Source organism: Stenotrophomonas maltophilia, from assembly GCF_002799155.1.
Classification (GTDB): domain Bacteria; phylum Pseudomonadota; class Gammaproteobacteria; order Xanthomonadales; family Xanthomonadaceae; genus Stenotrophomonas; species Stenotrophomonas maltophilia_R.
Window position 1 is genome coordinate 4,218,277 of the sequence record NZ_NERD01000002.1, and the last position, 22,886, is coordinate 4,241,162.

Sequence of the window (22,886 nt, forward strand, 5' to 3'; positions counted from 1 at the left end):
TTCCACTGGAAAGGGCTCTGACCCCATTCGGCAACCGATGGATGTAAAGCAGAAGGGCCGGCATTGCGCCGGCCCTTCTTCTTTGCATTGCCGCAGCCACCGCATCAGAACTTCGCGGTGAACTCCACGCCCCAGGTACGCGGCTCGTTGAGGAAGCCGGTCAGGTTGTTGAAGTCGATCGCGCCGACCACGCGGGTCTGGTTGGTCAGGTTGCGGCCGAACACCGCCACATCGTACTGGCCGTAATCCCAGTTGTAGCCCAGGCGCAGGCCGCCTTCCAGCGAACTACGGCCGCGGAATTCCGGCGACTCGTAGATGAAGAAGTTCACCGCACTGCGGTAGGCCCAGTCGGTGTAGGCATACAGCTCGCTGCCATCGCTGAGCGGGAAGCCGACGCGCAGGGTCGCGTTGTGGATCCACTTCGGCGCCTGCGGCAGCGGGTTGCCGTTGACCAGCGCATAGGTGCCACCGTTGATGACGGTGGTCGGGTCGTTGATGGTGCAACCACCGCCGCAGATCGCCACCGCCAGGTCCTTGTCCTTGATCTCGGTGTCGTTGTAGCTGCTGCCGAAGGTCAGCAGCACGTTGTCGGCCAGGTAGGCTTCCAGGTCCAGCTCCACGCCCTGCCCGATGGTCTTGTCGGCGTTGAGCAGGGTGGCGGTGTTGTTGGTGCCACCCACCGCGATCAACTGCTGGCCATCCACGTCGTAGCGGAACACGCTCAGGCCCAGGCGTGCGCGGCGTTCGAACAGGTCAGCCTTGATGCCCGCTTCGTACGAGATCACCTTCTCCGAATCGGCCTGCGACAGGCCCGGCGCGAAGGCCAGCCGTCCCTGGATCGACGGTGCGCGGAAACCCTTGGCTACGCGGGCGTAGGCGTTGATGTCGTCGGTCAGCTTGTAGACGCCGCTGAGATCCCAGCTGACGTCGTTGACGTCGGTATTGGCCAGGTACGGGCCGCTGACCGGGGTACCAAACGGAACAGCCTGCAGCACGCTGGCACTGAAGTCCTTCTTGTCCTGCGTGTAGCGCACGCCGGCACGCAGCTTGAAGCGGTCGGTGACGTCGAAGTCACCCGAGGCGAACACCGCCCAGGCCTTGTTGCGCTGGTTCTGCACCACGTGGCCGGTCTGCGGGTTCCCCGGAGCCAGCGAGTCGTAGTTGAAGTTGTTGATGGTCACGTCCTCATCGAAATAGAAGACGCCGGCCTGCCAGTCGAAGCGGCCCCATTCGTTGGACTCGATGCGGACTTCCTGCGTCCACTGGCGGTGGTGCGGCAGGCCATCGGCCGACTCGGACGAGAACGGAATCAGGCCCGGGCCCGAATTGCCCGCACCCAGGAACGCCGCGCCGTAGCCACCGTCGATGTCGCCGCGGTTGAGCGATTCAGCGGTTTCATAGCCGGTGATCGAGTGCAGGGTCACCGAGCCGAGATTCCACTGCAGGCGGGCGCTGCCACCCCAGGTCTCCAGATCGGAGAAGTTGACGCCATCGTTGGCAACCTTGTCGCGGTCGAAGTTCTCGACCAGCGAATTGCCACCCTTCTGGATGATGTTGGCGCGGAACAGGCGGGCGGTCCCGTTGAGCTTGCGCTTGTGCAGATTGAACAGCGCTTCGAAATCATCGCCTTCGTACAGGAACTGCACGCGGCCAGCGGCCTCGTCGTAGCCTTCGAAGCCGCTGTTGGGAGCGCCGACACGAGTGTTGTCGACCCAGTCATCGCGGCGCTGGTAGATCGCCGAGACGCGTGCCGACCAACGGTCGGTCAGCGGGCCGCCGTAGGCACCCTGCACGTTCCAGCTGTTGTAGCTGCCATAGCCCACGCGCACGTAGCCGTCGGCATCCTGCGACGGACGCGCCGAATCGAACTTGACCACACCGGCCGGTGTGTTGCGGCCGAACAGCGTGCCCTGCGGGCCACGCAGCACTTCCACGTTGGCCAGGTCGAACAGCGGGAAGCCCTTCAGCAGCGGGCTTTCCTGCACCACGTCGTCGTACACCAGCGACACCGGTTGCGACGCGTTGAGATCGAAGTCGGTGTTGCCCAGGCCGCGGATGTAGAAGCGCGGGAAGGCACGACCGTAGGACGACTCGATGTTGAGGCTGGGCACGCGTGCGGCCAGGAAGCGGATGTCATCGCCGGCGGAGCCGAGCACGTCCAGCTTCTCGCCCTGGATCGCGCTGACCGCGACCGGCACGTCCTTGGCGTTCTCGACGCGGCGCTGCGCGGTCACCTGCAGGGTGTCGAGGGCAACCGGATCCTTGGCAGCGGGAGTTTCCTGGGCGGCTGCTACCAGCGGCAACAGGGCGGAAAGGGCGGCAACGAGGGGGCGCGCGACCGGAAGGCGGCCACGGGAAGTGCGGGTCGGGGACATGGCGGTAGGCTGTGTTTGGAGGGGTGGTAAAACGGCGCTACCAGATAATTGTTGCAATACAGCACCTGCCCCGCAAATGCCGGCCGTTCATGGCCCCGTCGCCCCGGCCCCCACGCGCTCGCTAGACTCGGGATTTTCCAGCCCTGTGGAGCCGCCGCAATGACCCAGTGGTACTTCCATGCCTCCCCCCAGGCCGAGCGTATCGGCCCGCTTGATGACGAGGCCGCGCGCCGCTACGCGCAGGCCAATCCACGCGCCCTGGCCTGGTGCCAGGGCATGAGCGGGTGGACCTCGATTGCCGAGGTGCCCGAACTTCAGTCCGCGGCCCCGGGCATGCCCAACACCCCGCCGCCGGTCCCCGCCGCCAGCGGCCGCGCCGACGACATCGAATTCCGCATCGTCGGCCATGAGATGCAGTTCGTCGAGATCGAGCTCGACCCCGGTGAGAGCGCCATTGCCGAGGCTGGCGCACTGATGTTCAAGGACGCCACCGTGCAGATGGATACGGTGTTCGGCGCCGCCAACGGCGACCAGGGCGGCGGCTTGATGGGCAAGGTGATGGCCGCCGGCAAGCGGGTGCTGACCGGCGAGAGCCTGTTCGCCACCGTCTACACCCAGAGCGGCCACGGCAAGGGCAAGGTCGCCTTCGCCGCGCCCTACCCCGGCACCGTACTGGCAATGAAGCTGGACCAGCATGGCGGCCGACTGATCTGCCAGAAGGACAGTTTCCTAGCCGGCGCGCGCGGCGTGCAGATCGGCGTCCAGTTCCAGCGCAAGATCATGACCGGGCTGTTCGGTGGCGAAGGCTTCATCATGCAGAAGCTGGAGGGCGACGGCTGGGTGTTCATCCACGCCGGTGGCTGCGTGGTCGAGCGCGAGCTGGCTGCGGGTGAGCGCCTGGACGTGGATACCGGATGCGTGGTGGCCTACCACCCCAGCGTGGACATGGACGTGCGCCGGGTCGCCGGCATCAAGAGCATGCTGTTCGGCGGCGAAGGCGTTTTCCTGGCTACGCTGACCGGTCCGGGAAAGGTCTGGCTGCAGTCGCTGCCGTTCTCGCGCCTGGCCGGCCGCATGTGGATGGCCGCACCGCAGGGCGGTGCCCAGAACCGTGGCGAAGGCTCGGTGCTGGGCGGCCTGGGCCGGATGCTGGACGGCGACAACCGGTTCTGACCACAGGATCCCGGTGGGTGCCGACCTTGGTCGGCACTGGAATCTGCGCGTGCCGACCAAGGTCGGCACCTACCGGGCCCCCCTTCCTGAATGGGCGAGGCTCCCCACCCTGCCCGCCCCGCCACGGCTTCGGTATGCTGGCGCCCTTTCCTGAATCCGGCGCCGCGAGCGCACTGCCGATGAGCCTGTTCCGCCCCCGCCTGCTGCTGTCCGTCGCCCTGATCGGCCTGCTGGCCGGCTGCGGTGGCGACCCGGTCCGCCCCTCCCCGCCGCCGGCGCCGACCGTGGTGCCGCAGGCCAAGCCGATCAGGATCGGCATCGCCCTTGGCGGCGGCGCGGCCAAGGGCTTCGCCCACATCGGCGTGATCAAGATGCTGGAAGCCAACGGCTTCGAGCCGGCCGTGGTTTCCGGCACCAGCGCCGGCAGCGTGGTCGGTGCGCTGTATGCCAGCGGCATGGACGCCTTCCAGATGCAGAGCAAGGCGGTCGCGCTGGACGAAGCCAGCATCCGCGACGTGCGCCTGTTCTCCGGTGGCCTGGTGCAGGGCCAGAAACTGCAGGACTACGTCAACGAGCAGGTCGCCAACCGTCCCGCCGAGCGCCTGAAGAAGCCGTTCGCAGCTGTCGCCACCCAGCTGGAAACCGGCGAGCGCGCGATCTTCGTGCGCGGCAACGTCGGCCAGGCGGTGCGCGCGTCAAGCAGCATCCCCGGCGTGTTCGAACCGGTGAAGATCGGTGGCCGCAACTACATCGACGGTGGCGTGGTCAGTCCGGTGCCGGTGGACGCTGCGCGCCAGCTCGGCGCCGACTTCGTGATTGCCGTCGACATCTCCAGCAAGGCCAGCGGCAAGGCGCCGACGGACATGCTGGGCATTGTCAACCAGTCCATCTCGATCATGGGCCAGCGCCTGGGCGAGCAGGAACTGGCGCGCGCCGACATCGTCATCCGCCCGAAGGTGCTGGACATCGGCGCTGCCGATTTCAGCCAGCGCGGCACCGCGATCCTGGAAGGCGAAAAGGCCGCGATGGCGGCCATGCCGCAGATCCGCGCGAAGATCCAGCAGCTGCAGCGTGCACGCGCCGCCGCAGTAGCGCCGGCGCCGGTGGCCGCACCCAAGTGCGAAGAACCCTCGCGCCTGGGCAAGCTGATGGGCCGCAAGGACAAGTGCTGATCCATTGATGCCTGGCCACCGGGCACGCCCGGTGGTCGCTCAGGACTCCAGCTGCGACAGTGGCAACGCCTGGAAGCCCTTCACCGTGCGCAGCACGAAGCTGGAATTGGCGTCGGCCACGCCACCGGCGTTGAGCAGCCGGTCCAGCAGGAAGTGCGAAAAGTGCTCCAGGTCGCGCACGTAGACGTGCAGCAGGTAGTCCATGTCGCCGGTCAGTGCATGGCAGGCCACCACTTCATCCCAGCCCTGCACGCTGTCCACGAAGTGGCCGATGGCGGCCTGATCGTGCTTTTCCAGCTGAACGCGCACGAAGGCCTGCAGGCCCAGCCGGAGCTGCCGTGGCTCCAGCCGCGCGCCGTAGCCGACGATCACGCCCTCGCTTTCCAGCCGCTGCAGGCGGCGCAGGCAGGCCGAGGGTGAGAGATTCACCCGCGTCGCCAGCTCGGCGTTGGTGGCGCGCCCATCCCGCTGGATTTCAGCCAGCAGGCGTATATCCGTGCGATCGAACTGGACTTCTCCGGCCATTGTTGCCCCGCAACATGGTGAGTACGCAAGGATATTGCGCCAACAATGTCAATCGACGCAACTTTTGCAACCCTGTTGCGCGCGCCCTGCCCTAGCATCGTGGGTATCCCATCCAGGAGTGCCCCATGGACCTCGCCCAGCCCCGCCGCGTCGAACACCAGCAGACCGACAAGGGCTACGTGCCGGTGTACACCACCGCGCTCGTCGAGCAGCCGTGGGACACCTACAGCGCCGACGACCACGCCACCTGGAGCACGCTGTACCAGCGCCAGCGCGAACTGCTGGTCGGCCGCGCCTGCCAGGAGTTCCTGGATGCACAGGACGAGATGGGCATGAGCGCTCACATGATTCCGCGCTTCGACCAGCTCAACGAAGTACTGGGCGCGGCCACCGGCTGGACCCTGGTCGGCGTCGAAGGCCTGCTGCCGGAACTGGATTTCTTCGACCACCTGGCCAACCGCCGATTCCCGGTGACCTGGTGGATCCGTCGCCCGGACCAGATCGACTACATCGCCGAACCGGACCTGTTCCACGATCTGTTCGGCCATGTGCCGCTGCTGATGAACCCGGTGTTCGCCGACTACATGGAGGCGTACGGCCGTGGCGGCGTCAAAGCCCACGCGATCGGCCCGGACGCGCTGCAGAACCTGACCCGCCTGTACTGGTACACGGTGGAGTTCGGCCTGATCGATACGCCCGACGGCCTGCGCATCTACGGCGCCGGCATCGTGTCGTCGAAGGGCGAGTCGCTGTACTCGCTGGAATCGGCCGCGCCCAACCGCATCGGTTTCGACCTGCAGCGGATCATGCGCACCAAGTACCGCATCGACACCTTCCAGAAGACCTACTTCGTCATCGACAGCTTCGAACAGCTGATGCAGGCGACGTCACCGGACTTCACCCCGATCTACGCAGCACTGGCTGATCAGGCGCATCTGCCGGCGGGCGATGTGCAGGGCGATGACCGCGTGTTCCAGGCCGGCACCGGCGAAGGCTGGGCTGACGGCGGCGACGTGTAAGCGCTCAGCGCACACGGTTTCGTACTGAAAACGGCGCGCCTTGGTGCGCCGTTTTCAGTGCTGCCTGCACCATCCTGTCGCAACGGTGCAGGCAAGGGCAGGGCAGTCAACCGTCAATGGCCCTGCAGGAACCGCGCACCATCAGTTGCGGATGCACGCTGGCCGCGGTCGGTGCATCCGGCACATCGGTCTGCACCAGCATCGCGGCAGCCATCCGGCCAATGTCGGAGACGTGGCGGCGTACCGACGTCAGCGGCGGCCACAGCCGCGATGCCAGCGGGCTGTCGTCGTAACTGACGATCGACAACTGCTGCGGCACTGCGATGCCTGCACGCAATGCCACCTGGTACACGCCTGCGGCCATTTCATCGTTGCCGGCGAAGATCGCACTGGGGCGTTGGTCGCCCATCAGCAGGCGTTCGGCGGCATGCACGCCGGACTCGAACGTGTCGCCCGCCTCCAGCACGCGTTCTCCCGGCAGGGTCAGGCCGACCTGGGCCAGCCGATCAAGGAAGCCATGGGCCCGCTCGCGGGCAGTACGCCGGTCACCGGGGCCGGCAATCACTGCGATATCGCGATGGCCCAGCGAGAGCAGGTAGCCCGCAGCCGCGGCGGCACCATCGCGATCATGGGTGACCACTGCCTGTGCTTCGTCGTCCGAGGCATGCGCGCTGATGCGGATGTAGCGGCAGTCGATCGCGTCCAGCATCTGCGACAGCGCCACCGACTCGGAGGCGCGCGGGCCGAGGATCACGCCATGCAGCTTCTGCTGCTGCACGAAGCGGCGCACGCCGTCGGCGCAGTCCGGATCCCCGCTGTCGCACGGGTGCACCACCAGTTCATAACCAGTGCCGCGAAGCGCTTCCAGCGCGCCGTGCTGCAGGTCGACAATGCATTGGGCGCCCGGGTCGTCATACACCAGGCCGATCAGGAAGGAGCGGCGGAACGCGAGTCCGCGCGCCAGCGGGTCGGGCACGTAACCGACCTCGCGCATCAACGCCTCGACCTTGTCGCGGGTGTCTTTACGCACCAGCGGCGAGTTGTTGATGATTCTTGAAACCGTTTTCTTGGAAACTCCCGACAGTCGTGCGATGTCGTTGATCGTGGCAGCCTTGCCCTTCGATGCCGGCAACGCGGCATCGCTGATATTTCGCACTGACATGTATAGAACCAGGTAAGTCGGAGAATTCTAGCCTTGCGCCCGTCGGGCGCGAAGTTGCGGAATGTCGCAGCGGATCTCAATCGTGTCGTGTTCGACCCGTTTTGTTGCGCGAGGTTCCATTGTGATCGCTCTACTGCCTCTGCATCTGAACCATTCTTCCGCGCATGTTCACCCTGAATGCAGACGCGACGCGCGCGAACGCCAACATTCCCTTAACCATGCTCCGCTACAGTCAGGTGCATGGACCTGCAGACTTCTCCGTATCCGCCGTTCCGTGGCCGCGACCGGTTGATCGCCGCAGTCGACGCGGCGGTAACCTCCGGTGATGCCGGTCGGATCACCGCCGACCTGCAGCTGGCGCTGCAGGAAGCCATAACCGACAGCCGCATCGAGTTGCCCGAATGCGTGCATCGGCCGGTCAGTGATCATTACGCGCGACGTCCGCTGTACCACAGCCGCGAACACGGCTACAGCGTGATTGCCATGAGCTGGGGCCCAGGGCAGGGCACGCCGCTGCACGACCACGATGCCATGTGGTGTGTGGAGGGAGTGTGGTTGGGCGAGCTGGAGATCACCCGTTACGAGCTGCTGGAGCGCGCCGGCGAGCGCTGGCGTTTCCACCGCCACGCCGCGCTGCGCGGGGGCTGCGGCAGTGCTGGCAGCCTGATCCCGCCGCACGAATACCACACCCTGCGCAACGCCAGCGATGACGCACTGGCGATCTCGGTGCACGTGTACGAGGCGCAGATGGAACGGTCGGCGGTGTTCGATCCGCTGGGCGGTGGCTGGTACCAGCGTCGCATCCAGGCATTGCAGGCCGACCCGGCCTGAGCCGAGGGCCTGCGGGGCGGGGCTCCGCCAGCACCTTCCGGAGCCACGTGGCATCATGCGCCGCTGCGCTGCCGGACCCGGCGGCGATCCGCGATGCCCCGTCGGGCAAGGAGCAAGACCATGTCCAGCGCTGATCCGCGCCTGCGCGCGCTGTTGAAGCTGGCACCGGTGATCCCGGTGTACACCCCCGAAGATGTGAATGAAGCGGTCGAAGTGGCCCAGGCGCTGTTCCGCGGTGGCCTGCCGGTGATCGAGGTGACGCTGCGCACGCCGCAGGCGCTGGATGCGATCAAGGCGATGGTCGAGGCTGTGCCGGATGCCGTGATCGGCGCCGGCACCGTACTCGACGCCGTGCAGATGCAGGCGGCGAAGCAGGCCGGTGCGCGTTTCGCGGTGTCCCCCGGTGCCACGCCGACGCTGTATGCCGCTGCACGCGACGCCGACCTGCCGTACCTGCCCGGTGCCGCCACCGCCTCGGACCTGATCCAGGGCCTCGAGCACGGCTTGGACACCTTCAAGTTCTTCCCGGCGGTGCAGGCCGGTGGCGCTGCGCTGCTGGCGGCCTTGCACGGTCCGTTCGCCGATGTGCGCTTCTGCCCGACCGGCGGCATCAGCGCGCAGACCGCGCCGCAGTTCCTGCACCTGCCCAACGTGCTGTGCGTGGGCGGTTCGTGGCTGACCACGCCGGCGCTGCTGCAGACCCGCGACTGGGAGGCGATCGAGCGCCTGGCCCGCGAAGCGTCCGTGCTGGCCAGCTGAACCCGCTCCGCGAATCTTCAAAGGTTTGATCGTGATCAAAGCGCCGGCCGAGTGCCGGCGTCATTCTGTGGGCAAGCGCACTACGGAGATCCGAACATGCATTCGACCATGAAGGCCGCTGTCGTGCGCGAGTTCGGCAAGCCACTGGTGATCGAGGAAGTCTCGGTACCGCGCCCGGGGGCGGGCGAGATACTGGTCAAGATCGAGGCCTGTGGAGTCTGCCACACCGACCTGCACGCCGCCGAGGGCGACTGGCCGGTGAAACCGAACCCGCCGTTCATCCCCGGCCACGAGGGCGTGGGGCACGTCGTGGCCGTGGGAGGCGGGGTAGGGCACGTCAAGGAAGGCGACAGGGTCGGCATCCCCTGGTTGTACTCGGCGTGTGGCCATTGCGAACACTGCCTGGGTGGCTGGGAAACGCTGTGCGAAACGCAGCGCAATACCGGCTACTCGGTCAACGGCGGCTTCGCCGAGTACGCACTGGCCGATGCCAACTATGTCGGCCTGCTTCCGAAGGACGTGGGCTTCGTCGAGATCGCGCCGGTGCTGTGCGCCGGCGTGACCGTCTACAAGGGTCTGAAGGTTACCGACACCAAGCCGGGGGACTGGGTGGCGATTTCCGGCATCGGTGGCCTGGGCCACATGGCGGTGCAGTACGCCCGTGCGATGGGCCTGAACGTGGCTGCGGTGGACGTGGACGACAGCAAGCTGGCATTGGCCCGGCAGCTCGGCGCGCAGGTTACCGTGAACGCGCGCACCACCGACCCCGCCGCCTTCCTGAAGAAGGACATCGGCGGCGCACACGGTGCGCTGGTCACTGCGGTGTCGCCCAAGGCGTTCGAGCAGGCGCTGGGCATGGTCCGCCGTGGCGGCACCGTCTCGCTCAATGGCCTGCCACCCGGCAATTTCCCGCTGGACATCTTCGGCATGGTGCTCAACGGCATCACCGTGCGCGGCTCGATCGTCGGCACCCGGCTGGACCTGCAGGAGTCGCTGCAGTTCGCTGCCGAAGGCAAGGTTGCGGCCACGGTCAGCACCGACCGCCTGGAAAACATCAACGAGGTGTTCGCGCGCATGCACGCGGGCACCATCGAAGGCCGCGTGGTGCTCGACTTCGCCGCCTGACCGCCTGTGCATGGCCGCCGTCGCTCCGTCCCCCTCTCCCACGGACGCGGCGGCCATGCCGATCCATCGGCAGTACCGGCCGCTGGCCGGCAACCCCGGGCACTCCGCAGCAGCCGTACAATGCGCGCATGCCCGGCCTGCTCAAGACCCTGTTCCTGTCCCTCGTTGCCCTGATCGGCGGCGTGCTGTCGCTTGCGCTGTTCAGCAGCGTCGCCAGCTGGCTGCCCCCGTTGCTGGGCCTGTCGCCGAGCGGCAACAGCGTGCAGCTGGGGTGGGATCTCACCTTCAGCGTGCTCGGTGGCATCGCCGGCATTTCCTTCGCCACCTATTACGCGCCCTGCTGGCCGCGTTCGCATGGCTTCTCGATCTGGTCGCTGATCGCGCTGGGCTGTGGCTACGCAATGTGGACGGCCGGTGCGGATTTCCCGTTCTGGTTCGTCATTTCGCTGCTGGCGTCACTGCCGCTGCAGCTGCTGGCCGGCTGGTGGTTCGGCCGTCGCGCCTCGCGCGATCCGCGCTGAGCGCATGCAGGTAGTGCCGGCCAGCGGCCGGCACTACCGCTTCAGCGACGGCAGCACCTGCTTCAACCGCTCGATACCGTGCCAAGGGTCACCCTTCAGCCGCTTCACCCTGGCCAGCGCCTTGGCCATCGGAAACGCGTCGGCCGCGCTCACCCGGGCCAGTTCTTCCCAGCGCAGCGGCACTGCCACACCGGCGGAATCGCGCGCACGCAGCGACCACGAACACACGCTGGTAGCCCCTCGGGTATTGCGCAGCCAGTCGATGAAGATCACCCCATCACGCTTGGCCTTGCTCATCGTCGCCACGTAGCGATCAGGCTGCTCCAGCGCCATTGCCTGCGCAAAAGCCTCGCAGAACGCCTTGGCCTGTTCCCAGTCGGCCTTGGGTTGCAGCGGCACCACCACGTGCACGCCCTTGCCACCGGACAAGCGCACGAAGCTCTCCAGGCCTACCTGCTGCAGGCGGTCACGCACATCACGTGCAGCTGATTTCACCTGTGCCCAGCTGACGCCTTCGCCAGGGTCGAGATCGAACACCAGGCGATCCGGATGCTCGGGGTCGGCCACGGTCGCGCCCCAGGGATGCAGCTCCAGCGTGTTCATCTGCACCAGCTGCAGCAGGCCCCGCGCATCGTCGATATAGACGTAGTCCTCGCGGCCGCTCTTCTGCTGCAGCGGCACCGCATGCACCGCATCACCCAGGCCCGGGCCATGGTGCTTCTGGAAGAAACAGGCCTTGCCCACCCCATCGGGGCAGCGCAGCAGTGACAGCGGCCGTCCAGCAATTTCGGGCAGGATCCAGCGCGCCATCTGCCGGTAGTAGTCGGCCACATCGCCTTTGCTGAGCTTCTGCCTTGGAAACACTACACGTTCCGGATGAGTGATCTGGACCTCGCCCCCGGTTCCAACACTCGATGTGGCCACCTCCAGATCCTCCTTCTGCTTGTCGCTTCGCAGCCGCTTGAAACTGGCCTGGCGCAGCAGGCCTTCCTTGCCCCAGCCACGGAATGCCACTTCCGCCACCGTCACCGGCTTCACCCAGCGCACGCTGGCGGCGCGGAACGGCACATGCGCCGGAAGCTGCAGCACGGGCGCCTTTGCTGCCAGTGGCTGCAATGCCTTGAGCAGCGCGCGCAGGTTCTCGTCGTCGAAGCCGGTACCGACGCGGCCCACATAGCGCAGGCCCTCCTTGTCCGGCGTTGCCAGCAACAGTGATCCGAAACCCACCCGTGAGCCCTTGGGGGCCGTGTAGCCGACAATCACGAACTCGTCGGTGTCTTCGTGCTTCACCTTCACCCAGCTGCGTGCGCGGGTGTTCACATACGGTGCATCCACCTGCTTGCTGACGATCCCTTCGAATCCCGCATCGCCACTGGCGTCGAACACCTGCGGGCCATGGCCGATCACATGTTCGCTGAAGGCCAGGGTACCGGGCACGGGCCCGATGAGATCCTTCAGCAGCGCTTTGCGTTCCAGCAATGGCGCACGACTGATGTCCGCGTTGGCCACGCCCGGAAGATCGAACACGATGTAGCGCAGCGGTTGCTTCGAGCTTCCATCGATCACGCGCTGCAGCGCTGCGAAATCGCTGCGTCCTTCCGGGTCCAGCACCACCAGCTCACCGTCCAGGCGCGCATCACGCACCGGCAGCGCCCGCACGGCCTGTACCACCTCGGGAAAATCATCGGTCCAATCCAGGCCATTGCGGGAGCGCAGCTTCACCTCGCCGTCGTGCAGATCGGCCAGCAGGCGATAGCCGTCCCACTTGATCTCGTGCAGCCAACGTTCGCCGTCCGGCGCGTCGTCGCGATGATCGGTCAGCTGTGGCTTGAAGTCACGCGGGTAGGGCGTGTCACGTGCGCCGTCCAGTTTCAGCGCGCGCGCATGCCAGCGTGCATCGGCCTTGCGGGTAGCGGCGCGTGCAGCCGGTGCGGCGCGTACCCTCTTCTTCGCACTACGCTTCTTCACTGCGGATGAGCGTTCCGGCACGGGTGCTTCCAGCAGATCGTCTGCTTCGGCGTCGCGCGCCTGCTCGTCATCGCGTTTGATCAACAGCCACTGCACCTGACGTCCTTTCATTGCCGTGCGCACCAGCTTCCAGCCACCGGCCAGGCGTTGCCCGTGCAGCACGAAGTCGAGCTTTCCAGCGGCCAGCGCCTGCAATGGATCGCCTTCGCAGGCCCAGATGCCGTGATCAAAGACATCCACGTGGCCAGCACCATAGTGGCCTTCAGGAATGTCGCCTTCGAAACCGGCGTAGGACAGCGGATGGTCCTCCACCTCCACGGCCAGTCGCTTCTCGCCGACGCGCAGCGAAGGCCCCTTCGGCACCGCCCAGCTCTTCAGTACGCCGTCCATCTCCAAACGGAAATCGTAGTGACGCGAGCTTGCGTGATGCAGCTGGATGACGAAGATCGGCCGCCGCTGCGGATCACCGCGTGCGGGTGTGTCGTCAGGCTCCGGCGTCTGCCCGGCGCCCCCGCCAAGCTGGCGCTTGCGCCGGTACTGATGCAGCGACATGGTTCAACCTGCCTTGCGCCGGGTGGTCTTTTTCACCGCCTTCTTGGCCGTCTTCTTCGCAGCCTTCTTCGCCGGTGCCTTGCGCGTCGCCGTCTTCTTCGCCGGCGTGCGCTTGTTCGCATCCAGGCTCTTCTGCAGCAGCGCCATGAAGTCGACCACGTTGGTGCTGGCATCCTCACGCGGCGCCGGCTCATCGTCCACCCTTGTGGTGCCGCCCTTGGACTTGATGCGCTTGTTCAACACCTGCTGCAGCCGCTCGCGGAATTCATCGTGGTACTGCGACGGATCCCAGTCGCCGGCCATCGACTCGATCAACTGTTCGGCCATCGCCGTCTCCTTGCTGGTGATGCGGTAGTCGGACAGTTTGCCGGTGGGCAGCTTGTAGTCCTCAGGATCCACCAGTTCCTGCGGATAGCGCAGGATCATCAGCACCAGTGCGTCCTGCTGTGGCATCACCGCGCACAGGTACTCGCGCGTGCGCACCACCACCCGTGCGATACCCACCCTGCCGGTACTGCGCAGCGTTTCGCGCAACAGCACATAGCCTTTTTCGGCCTTCTTGCCGGGCACCAGAAGATACGGTTTCTCGTAGTAGCGGGGGTCGATCTGCGCCGCATCCACGAATGATTCCACCTCCACCGTTTCGTGGCTTTCCGGCGCGGCCGAGCGGATATCGCCTTCCTCCAGCACGACATAGCTGCCCTTGTCGTACTCATAGGCTTTGACGATGTCCTTCCAGGGCACTTCCTCACCGGTGTCGGCGTTCACCCGTTCGAAACGGATCGGCTTGCGGTCGCGGGAGTCGAGCATGCGGAACTGCAGATCCACCTTGCGTTCGCCTGACATCAGCGACACCGGCACATTGAGCAGGCCGAAGGAGAGCGTGCCGGTCCAGATCGGGCGGGCCATGGGCGCACCTCTTGCGCGGGGCAGGGTGCCCAGCTTGGGATTGGCGGTGTAAACCAGTCGTGTCCGTGCCGTGCACGCCAGGTGGCGCCGCCGCTTTGCTGTAGAGCCGAACCCACGCTCGGCTGCTTCAGGTGCCCGGTGTTATTGCAGCAGCGGCCTCACTGCCGCCGCCGGAATATGATCCAGCGCCCGCCAGGCGTCTTCCACTACCGGCCGTGCCTGCGACCAGCCAAGCCGCGACTGCCCGCGCATCTGTTCCCAGTGCTCGGCCAGTTCCTCGCAGGTATCGGCGGCATCACCGCGCGGCCAGTCCGCAGCGTGGGTAGTCAGCGCGAAGGCATAGACCGGGCACAGATCGCGCCAGTTGCGGTGGCTCTGGTCACGCCTCTCCTCGTAGTCACTGAGCATGTACTGCAGGTAGTCCTGCGCCACCGCCTGCGGATCCTCATGGCGACGCGTGCGGCGCTGCGCGGTGCGCTGGCCGAGCGGATCGAGCAGGGCGTTGAACACGGACGGTGCGGGTCGTTCAAGACGGGGCATGGCCGGCTCCTGCAGCGGGGGCGGGTGGGCAGGAATACGCGCGGTGCCGTTACCGGGGGGTGAGCGAGATGTTCATGACGCCAGGTTCGCGGCGGCTTTACCTTGCTGGCGGTGTAGTGGGGCTCCCAGAGCGAAGGTAATCAGACCATGAGCCGAGAGACCTCCCGCGACCCGCTGCGCGCGAACCATCCGCCTATTCCCGGCGAGCAACGTGGCAAGCGCGATGCCGACAATGCCGACTACCGCGGCACCGGCGCGCCGTTCTTCGATGCCGAGCACGGTGGTGACCATCTACCCGTGAAACACGAGGCTGAACAGGCGGCGCAGGACCGCAAGGATGGCGGAGACCGCCATCGCGGCGGCCAGGAAAGCCCGCTCAAGCGCCGCGAGCGCAAGCAGCGCGCCAGTGACAACCAGGACGAGGCGCTGGAGGAAACCTTCCCCGCCAGCGATCCGACTTCGCCCTTTGTGCCGGCCAAGGCCCCCGATTGACGGTAGCGCCGGGACATGCCGGCGGGCGCAGCGGTCGCATGCTAGCGCCACGACCACTGCACGCCGACGTTGGCCCGCCGTCCTGGTCCCGGCTCGTAGAAGCGCCCATTGCCATCGTTGACGATCACCGAGCCGATGTAGGCCTGGTCCAGCACGTTCTCCAGCCGGGCGAAGGCGCGCAGCTCACCACCCGGCACGGTCCAGCGACGGCCTGCTTCCAGATGCAGCAGGGCGAAGCCGGGCGCGCGTTCGGTCGCCACGTCGTTGACCACCGTATCGCTGCTGGCCGAGGCCTCCAGCGCCCACTGCCACTGGCCAGGTGACCATTGCAGCCGAGCGAAGGCCTGTTGGCGCGGTACCCCGGGTAGGCGACTGCCGACGGCAACCACACGGTTCGAGGTCAGGTACGGCGAGCGCACCTGCGCCTGCAGCAAGGTCCAGGCCAGCTGCAGTTCCACCTGCTCGGCCAGCGGCTGCCGGTACTGCAGTTCCACGCCCTGGCGGCGGGTGTGGCCGATGTTGCGATAGGTGCTGCGCCCGCCGCTGTTGCTGGCAACTGCCAGCTCATCGTCGGTATCTGCACGGAACAGGCTGATATCGAGCTGGGTTCCGTCCTGCGCGTGCCACTTGCTGCCAATCTCCAGATTGCGGCTGCGAGCGGCCGCCAGGTCCAGTGCCAATCCCGCCTGACCGTCGGCGCGATAGCCCAGTTCGTTGAAGGTGGGGGTCTCGAAACCACGCCCTACGGCCGCGTGCAGTCGCCACTGCGGGCTGGCCTCGAAGCTGATCCCGGCCACCGGCGTAGTCGCCTGGTAGCGGCGGCGGCCACTGTCATCTGGGTTGGCGCCGACGATGTAGCGGTCATCGGACGCGAAGCGCACCGTGCTGTGGCGCAGCCCGGCCAGCAGCGACCAGCGCTGGCTCCATTGCCACCAGGCCTGGGCGAACTGGTCCACATTCTGCACGACGTCGATCTGGTCACGGCGCAGGCGCCCGCGCACGCCCAGCGTGCTGCCGATGAAGTTCTCGTAGCCGGTGCGATGCTGGCGCTGGCGGTCGGCGCTGAGCCCGGCCACCAGATCCAGCGGTCGGCCGGCGAGGTCGCCGTGCCAGCCCCAGCGCGCGTCCAGGCCGCCGTAGCCGCCATCCAGATCGATCACCCCGCCGGCATGCAGCGGATTCACCTGGGCAGTCGGCGGAATCGGCAGGTATTGGGTCACCGCGCGCTGACCGGCATAGCCCATCAGCTGCCAGCGCTGCGCCCCGGTCTCCCGGGTCCAGCGCAGCCCGGCCTGCTGCTGGCGCACCGATTTGCGGGTGTTGTACTGGTGCGCCACGGCGGTGGCCTGGCGCGGATCGGCCGCCACCTGGGCACGGGTCAGGCCCAGCGGGTCCTGCGCATCGGGCGCATCCAGCACGTTGAGCAGCAACTCCAGCCGCCCACCGCCCAGCTCACCACCGATGCGCGCGTTGAGCGACTCGCGGCGCGCACGGCTGTGATCGCGCCAGCCATCGGTGCTGAAGTGGTTGGCGGCGATGTTGTAATCCAGAACACGGCCGGCACCCTTCAGCTGTGCGCCGACACTGAGCGTGTTGTCAGCACCTGCGTTGAGGCGCAGCCGCCACGGGTCGCCGGCCTGGCCCTGTGCGCTCCAGACCTGCAGTACGCCACCGGAGGAATTGCCGTACAGCGCCGAGAACGGCCCGCGCAGCACCTCGATGCGCTCGGCGCCCAACAGGCTGGCGTGCGACAGCTGGCCCTGGCCGTCCGGCATGGTCGCCGGTACCCCGTCGATCAACACCCGCACCCCGCGCACACCGAAGGTCGAGCGCGCACCAAAGCCACGGATCGACAGCTGGGTGTCCTGCGCGAAGTTCTGCCGGTCGCGGGCGACCAGGCCCGGGACCCCGGCCAACGCCTCGGACAGCTGTGCGCCGGCGCCAGCGCGGCCGGCGTCGATCCAGACCGTATCCTGGCTGGCCGGCAGCGCGAACGGGTCGATGCCCAGCACCCGCGCGGCCTGCACCTGCACGCTGGGCAGGGCGGTCGGTGCGGGCTCGGCCGCCGCCGCCCAGGGCGACAGCAGCAGGGCGGACAGGGGCAGGCAATGGCGTCGTGCGGCAGGATTCATGATTCAGGTTGATGGATCGGGCGGCAACGCACGCCATGGTACGGGGCGGCGGATGACGATGGCGGCGGCCAGCCCCGGCAGGCTTTGTTACGATGGGCTGTTTCCGGCCGAAAAGCCGCAGACCGCGTAGCGCACTTCCTCCCCCTTTCCGTCTACCGAACGAGTACCGCCGTGTCCTTCTTTGCAAACGTGGAACTGGTCCCAGGCGACCCGATCCTGGGCCTGACCGAGGCGTACAACGCCGACAGCCGCCCGACCAAGGTCAACCTGGGTGTGGGCATCTACTACGACGAGAGCGGCCGCATTCCGCTGCTGCGCGCCGTCAAGCAGATCGAGCAGCAGCTCGCCGCTGAAGCCAAACCACGCGGCTACCTGCCGATCGATGGCCTGCCGGCATACACGCAGGCGACGCGTGAGCTGGTGTTCGGCAAGGACTCGCCGCTGCTGGCCGCCGGCCGCGTCACCACCGCACAGACCGTCGGTGGCAGCGGTGCGCTGCGCGTCGGCGCCGACGTGCTGAAGAAGCTGCTGCCGCACGCCACCGTTGCGCTGAGCAACCCGAGCTGGGAAAACCACCGCGCCGTGTTCAGCGCGGCCGGCTTCGAGGTGGTGGAGTATTCCTACTTCGACCCGGCCACCCATGGGGTCAACTTCGACGCCCTGCTGGCCGACCTGGGCAAGCTGGACGCCGGCACCGTAGTGCTGCTGCACGCCTGCTGCCACAACCCCACCGGTGCCGACCTCACGGTCACCCAGTGGAAGCAGGTCGCACAGCTGCTGAAGGACCGCCAGCTGTTCCCCTTCATCGACATGGCCTACCAGGGCTTCGACAAGGGCATCGAGCAGGACGGCGCCGCCGTGCGCATCATCGCTGAAGCCGGCATCGACAGCTTCATCGTCGCCAACTCGTACTCCAAGTCGTTCTCGCTGTATGGCGAGCGCGTGGGTGCGCTGTCGATGGTGGCACCGACCGCCGCGGACGCCAAGGCCGTGCAGTCGCAGGTCAAGCGCGTGATCCGCACGATCTACTCCAGCCCGTCCACCCACGGTGCTGCGCTGGTGGCCGGCGTGCTGACCAACCCGGAACTGCGCGCGATGTGGGAGCAGGAGCTGACCGAAATGCGCGAGCGCATCCACGCCCTGCGCCAGGGCTTGGTCGAGAAGCTGGCCGCGGCAGGTGCGCCGCAGTTCGGTTTCATCAACGAGCAGGCCGGCATGTTCTCCTACTCCGGCCTGAGCCGCGAGCAGGTCGAGCGCCTGCGCGACGAGTTCGGCATCTACGCCGTCGGCACCGGCCGCATCTGCGTGGCCGCGCTGAACCAGAACAACCTGGAATACGTCGCCAAGGCCGTGGCCACCGTCGCCAAGGGCTGAAGCAACGCTCCAGTAGCTTGAAGACAAGGCGCCGAAAGGCGCCTTTGTTTTTGTTTTTGCTTCTGCTTTGCCTCTGCCTTTGCCACACCCTCCGCGCTCGCGGCGAACCCTGAAGCGCAGGGCGAGGTACACCGTGGACAGGACCGTGAGGCGCATGGATGCGCCGACCGAGCCCCCATGGGTGAGGGCGCTTTGCCTGCGAAGCACTGCTTCGCAAGCGCCCGAACGCCCTGCCGTCAGCGGCTGGGCCGGACCCCGGAGGGGGGTTTACGGCGTGTCCTGGCCACGGTGTACCTCGCCCTGTGCCTCCATGAAGGAAGGCGCCACGAGCGCAACGCATCTGGAAACGATTACGCCTCCCCGCGCTCACGCACGCCTCGGCCAGACGGGCGACAATAGGCGTTTTCCCGCTGCCGAGACCTGCCCGACCATGTCCCGTACTTCGTTGACCCGCTTCCTGATCCAGGAACAGCACGCCGGCCGCATCAATGCCGACCTGCGCCAGCTGATCGCCGTGGTCGCCCGCGCCTGCACCAGCATCTCCATCGCCGTCAGCAAGGGCGCCCTTGGCGGCGTGCTCGGCGACGCCGGTACCGGCAACGTGCAGGGTGAAGCGCAGAAGAAGCTGGACGTCATCAGCAACGAGATCCTGCTCGAAGCCAATGCCTGGGGTGGCCACCTGGCCGCCTGCGCCTCGGAGGAAATGGACCACAGCCAGCCGGTGCCGGATATCTACCCGCGCGGCGATTTCCTGCTGCTGTTCGATCCCCTCGATGGCAGCTCCAACATCGACGTCAACGTCTCCGTCGGCACCATCTTCTCGGTGCTGCGCTGCCCGACCAACGTCGAACTGCCGGGCGATGACGCGTTCCTGCAGCCGGGCAGCAAGCAGATCGCCGCCGGTTATTGCATCTACGGGCCCAGCACCCAGCTGGTGCTGACCGTTGGCCATGGCACCCACGCCTTCACCCTGGACCGCGAGAAGGGCGAATTCGTGCTGACCACCGAGAACATGCAGATTCCGGCGGCCACCCAGGAATTCGCCATCAACATGTCCAATCAGCGCCACTGGGAAGCACCGATGCAGGCGTACGTCGGCGACCTGCTGGCGGGCAAGGAAGGCGCGCGCGGCAAGAACTTCAACATGCGCTGGATCGCCAGCATGGTGGCCGACGTGCATCGCATCCTGACCCGCGGCGGCATCTTCATCTACCCGTGGGACAAGAAGGATCCGTCCAAGGCCGGCAAGCTGCGCCTGATGTACGAAGCCAACCCGATGGGCCTGCTGGTCGAGCAGGCCGGTGGCGCCGCCTGGACCGGCCGCGAGCGCATCCTCGACATCCAGCCCGACCAGCTGCACCAGCGCGTGCCGGTGTTCCTGGGTTCGCGCGAGGAAGTGGCTGAAGCCGTGCGCTACCACCACGCGCACGACGACGCGAAGGTCTGATTGGCAGTTGCCTGACGGCGGTCATGGCAGATCGATGACATGACCGTGGGGTGACACCGAGGGCGGCAAACGGCACCATCAAGCCGTTGCCGCCTAAGGAATGCACGCATGCACGAGCAGGGCCCGGTCGATTTCATCGAAGTCATCCACAACGCCGTCCCCAGCGAGGTCTGCGCGGCCATCGTCGAGCGCATGCGTGCCACGCGTGGCCTGCTGCCCGGTGCGGTAGGCAGTGGTGTGTTCCCCGAACTCAAGCACAGCAAGGATCTGCGCATCAGTGGCCTGGACGGCTGGCAGGATGTCGACCAGCAGCTGCAGATTGCGGTGTTCAACGGCCTGCTGAGTTATCTACGCCGTTATCCACAGGCGTTGATCGCTCCGCTGATGTTGCAGATCCAGGACAGCAACGGCCAACCGCGACGCCTGTCTGCCGAGGACTTCCCCGATATGCCGCAGCAGCAGCTGGCCGACCTGGCCCGCACCTGCCTGCGTCCGGGTGCGATCAACCTGCAATGGTATGCGGCAGGCGAGGGCGGCTACCCGTACTGGCACTGCGAGCTGTACCCGAAGGATGCGCAGGCCGAGACCCTGCACCGGCACGTACTGTGGACGCTGTACCTCAACGACGACTTCGACGAAGGCGAGACCGAATTCCTGTTCCAGGGGCGGAAGATCGCGCCGCGCACCGGCAGCCTGCTGATCGCCCCGACGGCATTCACCCACACCCATCGTGGCAACCGGCCACAGGGTGGCGACAAGTTCATCGCGACCAGCTGGATCCTGTTCCAGAGTGCGCAGAAACTGTTTGGGGGGTAGCGTCGAGCTTGCTCGACTGCTTTTCCGTCGCCAGTCGAGCAAGCTCGACTTTTCTCAGAACAAGGAGCCCTGCGGCGTATCCTTCGTCGGCGGCAGCGGCTTCTGGAACCGGCTGCAATCCAGCTTCGGCCAGTGGCTGTTCTGTGCGTTGAAGCCGAGGCGCTTGCGCGCCAGCTTGAAGCGATTGTTCAACAGATCGGCATATACGCCCTGGCCGCGCATGCGCGTGCCGAACCGGCTGTCGTAGTCCTTGCCGCCGCGCAGCTGCTGGATGGTGCTCATCACATGCGCGGCGCGATCGGGATGGTGCGTATCCAGCCAGTCGCGGAATAGCGGTGCCACTTCCAGCGGCAGGCGCAGCAGCACGTAGCCGGCGGTGCTGGCACCGGCATCGTGTGCGGCCTCCAGCACGGCTTCCAGCTCGCTGTCGTTGATCCACGGAATCACCGGCGCCACCATCACACCGACCGGAATGCCGGCGTCATGCAGCCGTTTCATCGCACGCAGCCGTGCATGGGGTGCTGATGCACGCGGTTCCAGCTTTGCGGAGAGATGCGGGTCCAGCGAGGTCACCGAGAAGTGCACGCTGACCAGGTTTTCCGCGGCCAGCGGCGCAAGGAGATCGATATCGCGCTCGACCAGTGCGTTCTTGGTGATCAGCGAGAACGGATGCTTGGTTTCCAGCATCACTTCGATCAGCTGGCGGGTCAGCTTGAACTTGCGCTCGATCGGCTGGTACGCATCGGTGTTGATGCCCAGCGCGATCGGCTGCGGCACGTAACCCGGCTTCGACAGTTCCTTGCGCAGCAGTTGCGGCGCATTGGTCTTGGCGAACAGCTTGGTCTCGAAATCCAGGCCCGGCGACAGATTCAGATAGGCATGCGAGGGGCGCGCGAAGCAGTACGAGCAGCCATGCTCGCAGCCGCGATACGGATTCACCGACTGGCTGAAGCCGACGTCCGGCGAAGTGTTGCGGGTGATGATGCTGCGTGCGGTTTCCGCACGTACCTCGGTGCGCAGGCGTGGGGCGAGGAACTCCTCGCTCTCGTCGACCGCCCAGCCGTCGTCCACCGCCTCGCTGACGGTGCTTTCAAAGCGCCCGGCAAGGTGGGACGTGGAACCTCGGCCCTTGATCGCAATACCCATGACGGCAGAGTACGTCGCGACCGTCTCAATGGCTGCGACGGCCGTCTGAAGGGTTCAGGGCGGTGCTGAGTCGAGCACGGCTCGATTCTACCGGGGAGGTGTCAGAGCAGCGCCAGGTACCCGCGCACGGTGGCATCCAGCCCGTCATACAACGCCTCGCCAATCAGTGCGTGGCCGATCGAGACCTCCAGCACCTCCGGCACGTGGGCCAGGAAGTCGCGCAGGTTGTCCTGCGACAGGTCATGACCGGCATTCACGCCCAGGCCGACGGCCTGCGCGCGGCGAGCGGCAGTGGCGAACAGCGCCAGCATCGCGTCGGCATCGCCAGCCGCATGCGCCTCTGCGTAAGGGCCGGTGTACAGCTCGATGCGGTCGGCACCGACCTCGGCCGCCTGCTCCAGCAGCGGGTTGCCGGCATCGACGAACAGGCTGACCCGGCAGCCCATCGCCTTCAGTTCGGCGATCAGCGGGCGCAGCCGCTCTGCGTCACGCGCGAAGTCGAAGCCATGGTCGGAGGTGATCTGGCCATCACCATCGGGGACCAGGGTGGCCTGCGCCGGGCGGGTCTGTTCGCACAGCGGCAGCAGCCCCGGGTAGCCCTCGCGCGGCGGCGCGAACGGATTGCCTTCGATGTTGAACTCCACACCCCGCGCGCGGGTCAGCGTGGACAGGGCCAGTACGTCCTCGGCGGTGATGTGGCGGCGGTCCGGCCGCGGATGCACGGTGATGCCGTGGGCGCCGGCATCCAGGCAGGCCTGGGCGGCGCGCACCACGTCCGGTTCGGCGCCGCCGCGCGAATTGCGCAGGACGGCGATCTTGTTGACGTTGACGCTGAGCTGGGTCATGGA

20 protein-coding genes are annotated in these 22,886 nt (G+C 66.7%); 11 read left to right on the forward strand and 9 right to left on the reverse strand.

Going from position 1 to position 22,886, the window contains the following annotated elements; translation table 11 throughout:
• Window positions 1-104: 104 nt before the first annotated feature.
• Complete coding sequence (locus B9Y82_RS20135; protein WP_100475082.1) at window positions 105-2,375, reverse strand: TonB-dependent receptor; 2,271 nt, start codon at window positions 2,373-2,375, stop codon at window positions 105-107.
• A 159-nt stretch (window positions 2,376-2,534) separates the two neighbouring features.
• Between B9Y82_RS20135 and B9Y82_RS20140 the strand changes: the two genes are divergently transcribed.
• On the forward strand, window positions 2,535-3,548 hold the full coding sequence (locus B9Y82_RS20140; RefSeq protein WP_100475083.1) for a TIGR00266 family protein: 1,014 nt from the start codon (window positions 2,535-2,537) through the stop codon (window positions 3,546-3,548).
• A 179-nt stretch (window positions 3,549-3,727) separates the two neighbouring features.
• Window positions 3,728-4,720, forward strand: coding sequence for a patatin-like phospholipase family protein (locus B9Y82_RS20145; protein WP_100475084.1), 993 nt, complete (start codon window positions 3,728-3,730; stop codon window positions 4,718-4,720).
• Between the two features lie 39 nt (window positions 4,721-4,759).
• Here the strand turns inward: B9Y82_RS20145 and B9Y82_RS20150 are convergent, their stop codons facing one another.
• Window positions 4,760-5,245: an Lrp/AsnC family transcriptional regulator gene (locus tag B9Y82_RS20150; RefSeq protein ID WP_053448379.1), complete on the reverse strand. Its 486-nt coding sequence runs from the start codon at window positions 5,243-5,245 to the stop codon at window positions 4,760-4,762.
• Between the two features lie 125 nt (window positions 5,246-5,370).
• Between B9Y82_RS20150 and phhA the strand changes: the two genes are divergently transcribed.
• Window positions 5,371-6,264, forward strand: a complete 894-nt coding sequence (gene phhA / locus B9Y82_RS20155) for a phenylalanine 4-monooxygenase (protein WP_100475085.1) — start codon at window positions 5,371-5,373, stop codon at window positions 6,262-6,264.
• 106 nt (window positions 6,265-6,370) lie between these two features.
• On the opposite strand, the gene B9Y82_RS20160 is transcribed toward phhA, so the two are convergent.
• Window positions 6,371-7,426 carry a LacI family DNA-binding transcriptional regulator gene (locus tag B9Y82_RS20160; protein ID WP_100475086.1) on the reverse strand — a complete coding sequence of 352 codons (1,056 nt, stop codon included), beginning with the start codon at window positions 7,424-7,426 and terminating at the stop codon, window positions 6,371-6,373.
• Window positions 7,427-7,666: 240 nt separating this feature from the next.
• Between B9Y82_RS20160 and B9Y82_RS20165 the strand changes: the two genes are divergently transcribed.
• From B9Y82_RS20165 to B9Y82_RS20180, 4 genes are all read left to right on the forward strand, one after another.
• Window positions 7,667-8,257, forward strand: coding sequence for a cysteine dioxygenase family protein (locus B9Y82_RS20165; protein ID WP_100475087.1), 591 nt, complete (start codon window positions 7,667-7,669; stop codon window positions 8,255-8,257).
• Between the two features lie 120 nt (window positions 8,258-8,377).
• Window positions 8,378-9,016, forward strand: coding sequence for a bifunctional 4-hydroxy-2-oxoglutarate aldolase/2-dehydro-3-deoxy-phosphogluconate aldolase (eda, locus tag B9Y82_RS20170; protein ID WP_100475088.1), 639 nt, complete (start codon window positions 8,378-8,380; stop codon window positions 9,014-9,016).
• A gap of 96 nt (window positions 9,017-9,112) precedes the next feature.
• A complete protein-coding gene (adhP, locus tag B9Y82_RS20175; RefSeq protein WP_100475089.1) occupies window positions 9,113-10,141 on the forward strand; it encodes an alcohol dehydrogenase AdhP in 1,029 nt (342 codons plus the stop codon).
• A gap of 128 nt (window positions 10,142-10,269) precedes the next feature.
• On the forward strand, window positions 10,270-10,662 hold the full coding sequence (locus B9Y82_RS20180) for a hypothetical protein (RefSeq protein WP_100475090.1): 393 nt from the start codon (window positions 10,270-10,272) through the stop codon (window positions 10,660-10,662).
• A gap of 33 nt (window positions 10,663-10,695) precedes the next feature.
• Here B9Y82_RS20180 and ligD read toward each other — a convergent pair whose 3' ends face one another.
• The 3 genes from ligD to B9Y82_RS20195 form a co-directional block, all read right to left on the reverse strand.
• Complete coding sequence (gene ligD / locus B9Y82_RS20185; RefSeq protein WP_100475091.1) at window positions 10,696-13,182, reverse strand: DNA ligase D; 2,487 nt, start codon at window positions 13,180-13,182, stop codon at window positions 10,696-10,698.
• A 3-nt stretch (window positions 13,183-13,185) separates the two neighbouring features.
• On the reverse strand, window positions 13,186-14,091 hold the full coding sequence (locus tag B9Y82_RS20190; protein WP_100475092.1) for a Ku protein: 906 nt from the start codon (window positions 14,089-14,091) through the stop codon (window positions 13,186-13,188).
• A gap of 141 nt (window positions 14,092-14,232) precedes the next feature.
• Window positions 14,233-14,631: a hypothetical protein gene (locus B9Y82_RS20195; RefSeq protein ID WP_100475093.1), complete on the reverse strand. Its 399-nt coding sequence runs from the start codon at window positions 14,629-14,631 to the stop codon at window positions 14,233-14,235.
• 147 nt (window positions 14,632-14,778) lie between these two features.
• Here B9Y82_RS20195 and B9Y82_RS20200 point away from each other — a divergent pair, with 147 nt between their 5' ends.
• A complete protein-coding gene (locus B9Y82_RS20200; RefSeq protein WP_100475094.1) occupies window positions 14,779-15,123 on the forward strand; it encodes a hypothetical protein in 345 nt (114 codons plus the stop codon).
• 41 nt (window positions 15,124-15,164) lie between these two features.
• Here the strand turns inward: B9Y82_RS20200 and B9Y82_RS20205 are convergent, their stop codons facing one another.
• Window positions 15,165-17,255: a TonB-dependent receptor family protein gene (locus tag B9Y82_RS20205; RefSeq protein WP_100475095.1), complete on the reverse strand. Its 2,091-nt coding sequence runs from the start codon at window positions 17,253-17,255 to the stop codon at window positions 15,165-15,167.
• Between the two features lie 171 nt (window positions 17,256-17,426).
• Here B9Y82_RS20205 and B9Y82_RS20210 point away from each other — a divergent pair, with 171 nt between their 5' ends.
• From B9Y82_RS20210 to B9Y82_RS20220, 3 genes are all read left to right on the forward strand, one after another.
• Entirely contained in the window at window positions 17,427-18,629 is a 1,203-nt protein-coding gene (locus tag B9Y82_RS20210; protein WP_100475096.1) for an aromatic amino acid transaminase, read from the forward strand.
• Between the two features lie 430 nt (window positions 18,630-19,059).
• Complete coding sequence (locus B9Y82_RS20215; RefSeq protein WP_100475097.1) at window positions 19,060-20,076, forward strand: class 1 fructose-bisphosphatase; 1,017 nt, start codon at window positions 19,060-19,062, stop codon at window positions 20,074-20,076.
• Window positions 20,077-20,184: 108 nt separating this feature from the next.
• Window positions 20,185-20,892 carry a 2OG-Fe(II) oxygenase gene (locus tag B9Y82_RS20220; RefSeq protein ID WP_100475098.1) on the forward strand — a complete coding sequence of 236 codons (708 nt, stop codon included), beginning with the start codon at window positions 20,185-20,187 and terminating at the stop codon, window positions 20,890-20,892.
• A 54-nt stretch (window positions 20,893-20,946) separates the two neighbouring features.
• Here the strand turns inward: B9Y82_RS20220 and B9Y82_RS20225 are convergent, their stop codons facing one another.
• Window positions 20,947-22,038, reverse strand: coding sequence for a PA0069 family radical SAM protein (locus B9Y82_RS20225; RefSeq protein ID WP_100475099.1), 1,092 nt, complete (start codon window positions 22,036-22,038; stop codon window positions 20,947-20,949).
• 101 nt (window positions 22,039-22,139) lie between these two features.
• Window positions 22,140-22,883: a pyridoxine 5'-phosphate synthase gene (locus tag B9Y82_RS20230; protein WP_100475100.1), complete on the reverse strand. Its 744-nt coding sequence runs from the start codon at window positions 22,881-22,883 to the stop codon at window positions 22,140-22,142.
• Between the last annotated feature and the right edge of the window lie 3 nt (window positions 22,884-22,886).

Coding starts and splice junctions, on each gene's coding strand:
- B9Y82_RS20135 (WP_100475082.1), bottom strand. CDS start 2,375: ATGTCCCCGACCCGCACTTCCCGTGGCCGCCTTCCGGTCGCGCGCCCC.
- B9Y82_RS20140 (WP_100475083.1), top strand. CDS start 2,535: ATGACCCAGTGGTACTTCCATGCCTCCCCCCAGGCCGAGCGTATCGGC.
- B9Y82_RS20145 (WP_100475084.1), top strand. CDS start 3,728: ATGAGCCTGTTCCGCCCCCGCCTGCTGCTGTCCGTCGCCCTGATCGGC.
- B9Y82_RS20150 (WP_053448379.1), bottom strand. CDS start 5,245: ATGGCCGGAGAAGTCCAGTTCGATCGCACGGATATACGCCTGCTGGCT.
- phhA (WP_100475085.1), top strand. CDS start 5,371: ATGGACCTCGCCCAGCCCCGCCGCGTCGAACACCAGCAGACCGACAAG.
- B9Y82_RS20160 (WP_100475086.1), bottom strand. CDS start 7,426: ATGTCAGTGCGAAATATCAGCGATGCCGCGTTGCCGGCATCGAAGGGC.
- B9Y82_RS20165 (WP_100475087.1), top strand. CDS start 7,667: ATGGACCTGCAGACTTCTCCGTATCCGCCGTTCCGTGGCCGCGACCGG.
- eda (WP_100475088.1), top strand. CDS start 8,378: ATGTCCAGCGCTGATCCGCGCCTGCGCGCGCTGTTGAAGCTGGCACCG.
- adhP (WP_100475089.1), top strand. CDS start 9,113: ATGCATTCGACCATGAAGGCCGCTGTCGTGCGCGAGTTCGGCAAGCCA.
- B9Y82_RS20180 (WP_100475090.1), top strand. CDS start 10,270: ATGCCCGGCCTGCTCAAGACCCTGTTCCTGTCCCTCGTTGCCCTGATC.
- ligD (WP_100475091.1), bottom strand. CDS start 13,182: ATGTCGCTGCATCAGTACCGGCGCAAGCGCCAGCTTGGCGGGGGCGCC.
- B9Y82_RS20190 (WP_100475092.1), bottom strand. CDS start 14,091: ATGGCCCGCCCGATCTGGACCGGCACGCTCTCCTTCGGCCTGCTCAAT.
- B9Y82_RS20195 (WP_100475093.1), bottom strand. CDS start 14,631: ATGCCCCGTCTTGAACGACCCGCACCGTCCGTGTTCAACGCCCTGCTC.
- B9Y82_RS20200 (WP_100475094.1), top strand. CDS start 14,779: ATGAGCCGAGAGACCTCCCGCGACCCGCTGCGCGCGAACCATCCGCCT.
- B9Y82_RS20205 (WP_100475095.1), bottom strand. CDS start 17,255: ATGAATCCTGCCGCACGACGCCATTGCCTGCCCCTGTCCGCCCTGCTG.
- B9Y82_RS20215 (WP_100475097.1), top strand. CDS start 19,060: ATGTCCCGTACTTCGTTGACCCGCTTCCTGATCCAGGAACAGCACGCC.
- B9Y82_RS20220 (WP_100475098.1), top strand. CDS start 20,185: ATGCACGAGCAGGGCCCGGTCGATTTCATCGAAGTCATCCACAACGCC.
- B9Y82_RS20225 (WP_100475099.1), bottom strand. CDS start 22,038: ATGGGTATTGCGATCAAGGGCCGAGGTTCCACGTCCCACCTTGCCGGG.
- B9Y82_RS20230 (WP_100475100.1), bottom strand. CDS start 22,883: ATGACCCAGCTCAGCGTCAACGTCAACAAGATCGCCGTCCTGCGCAAT.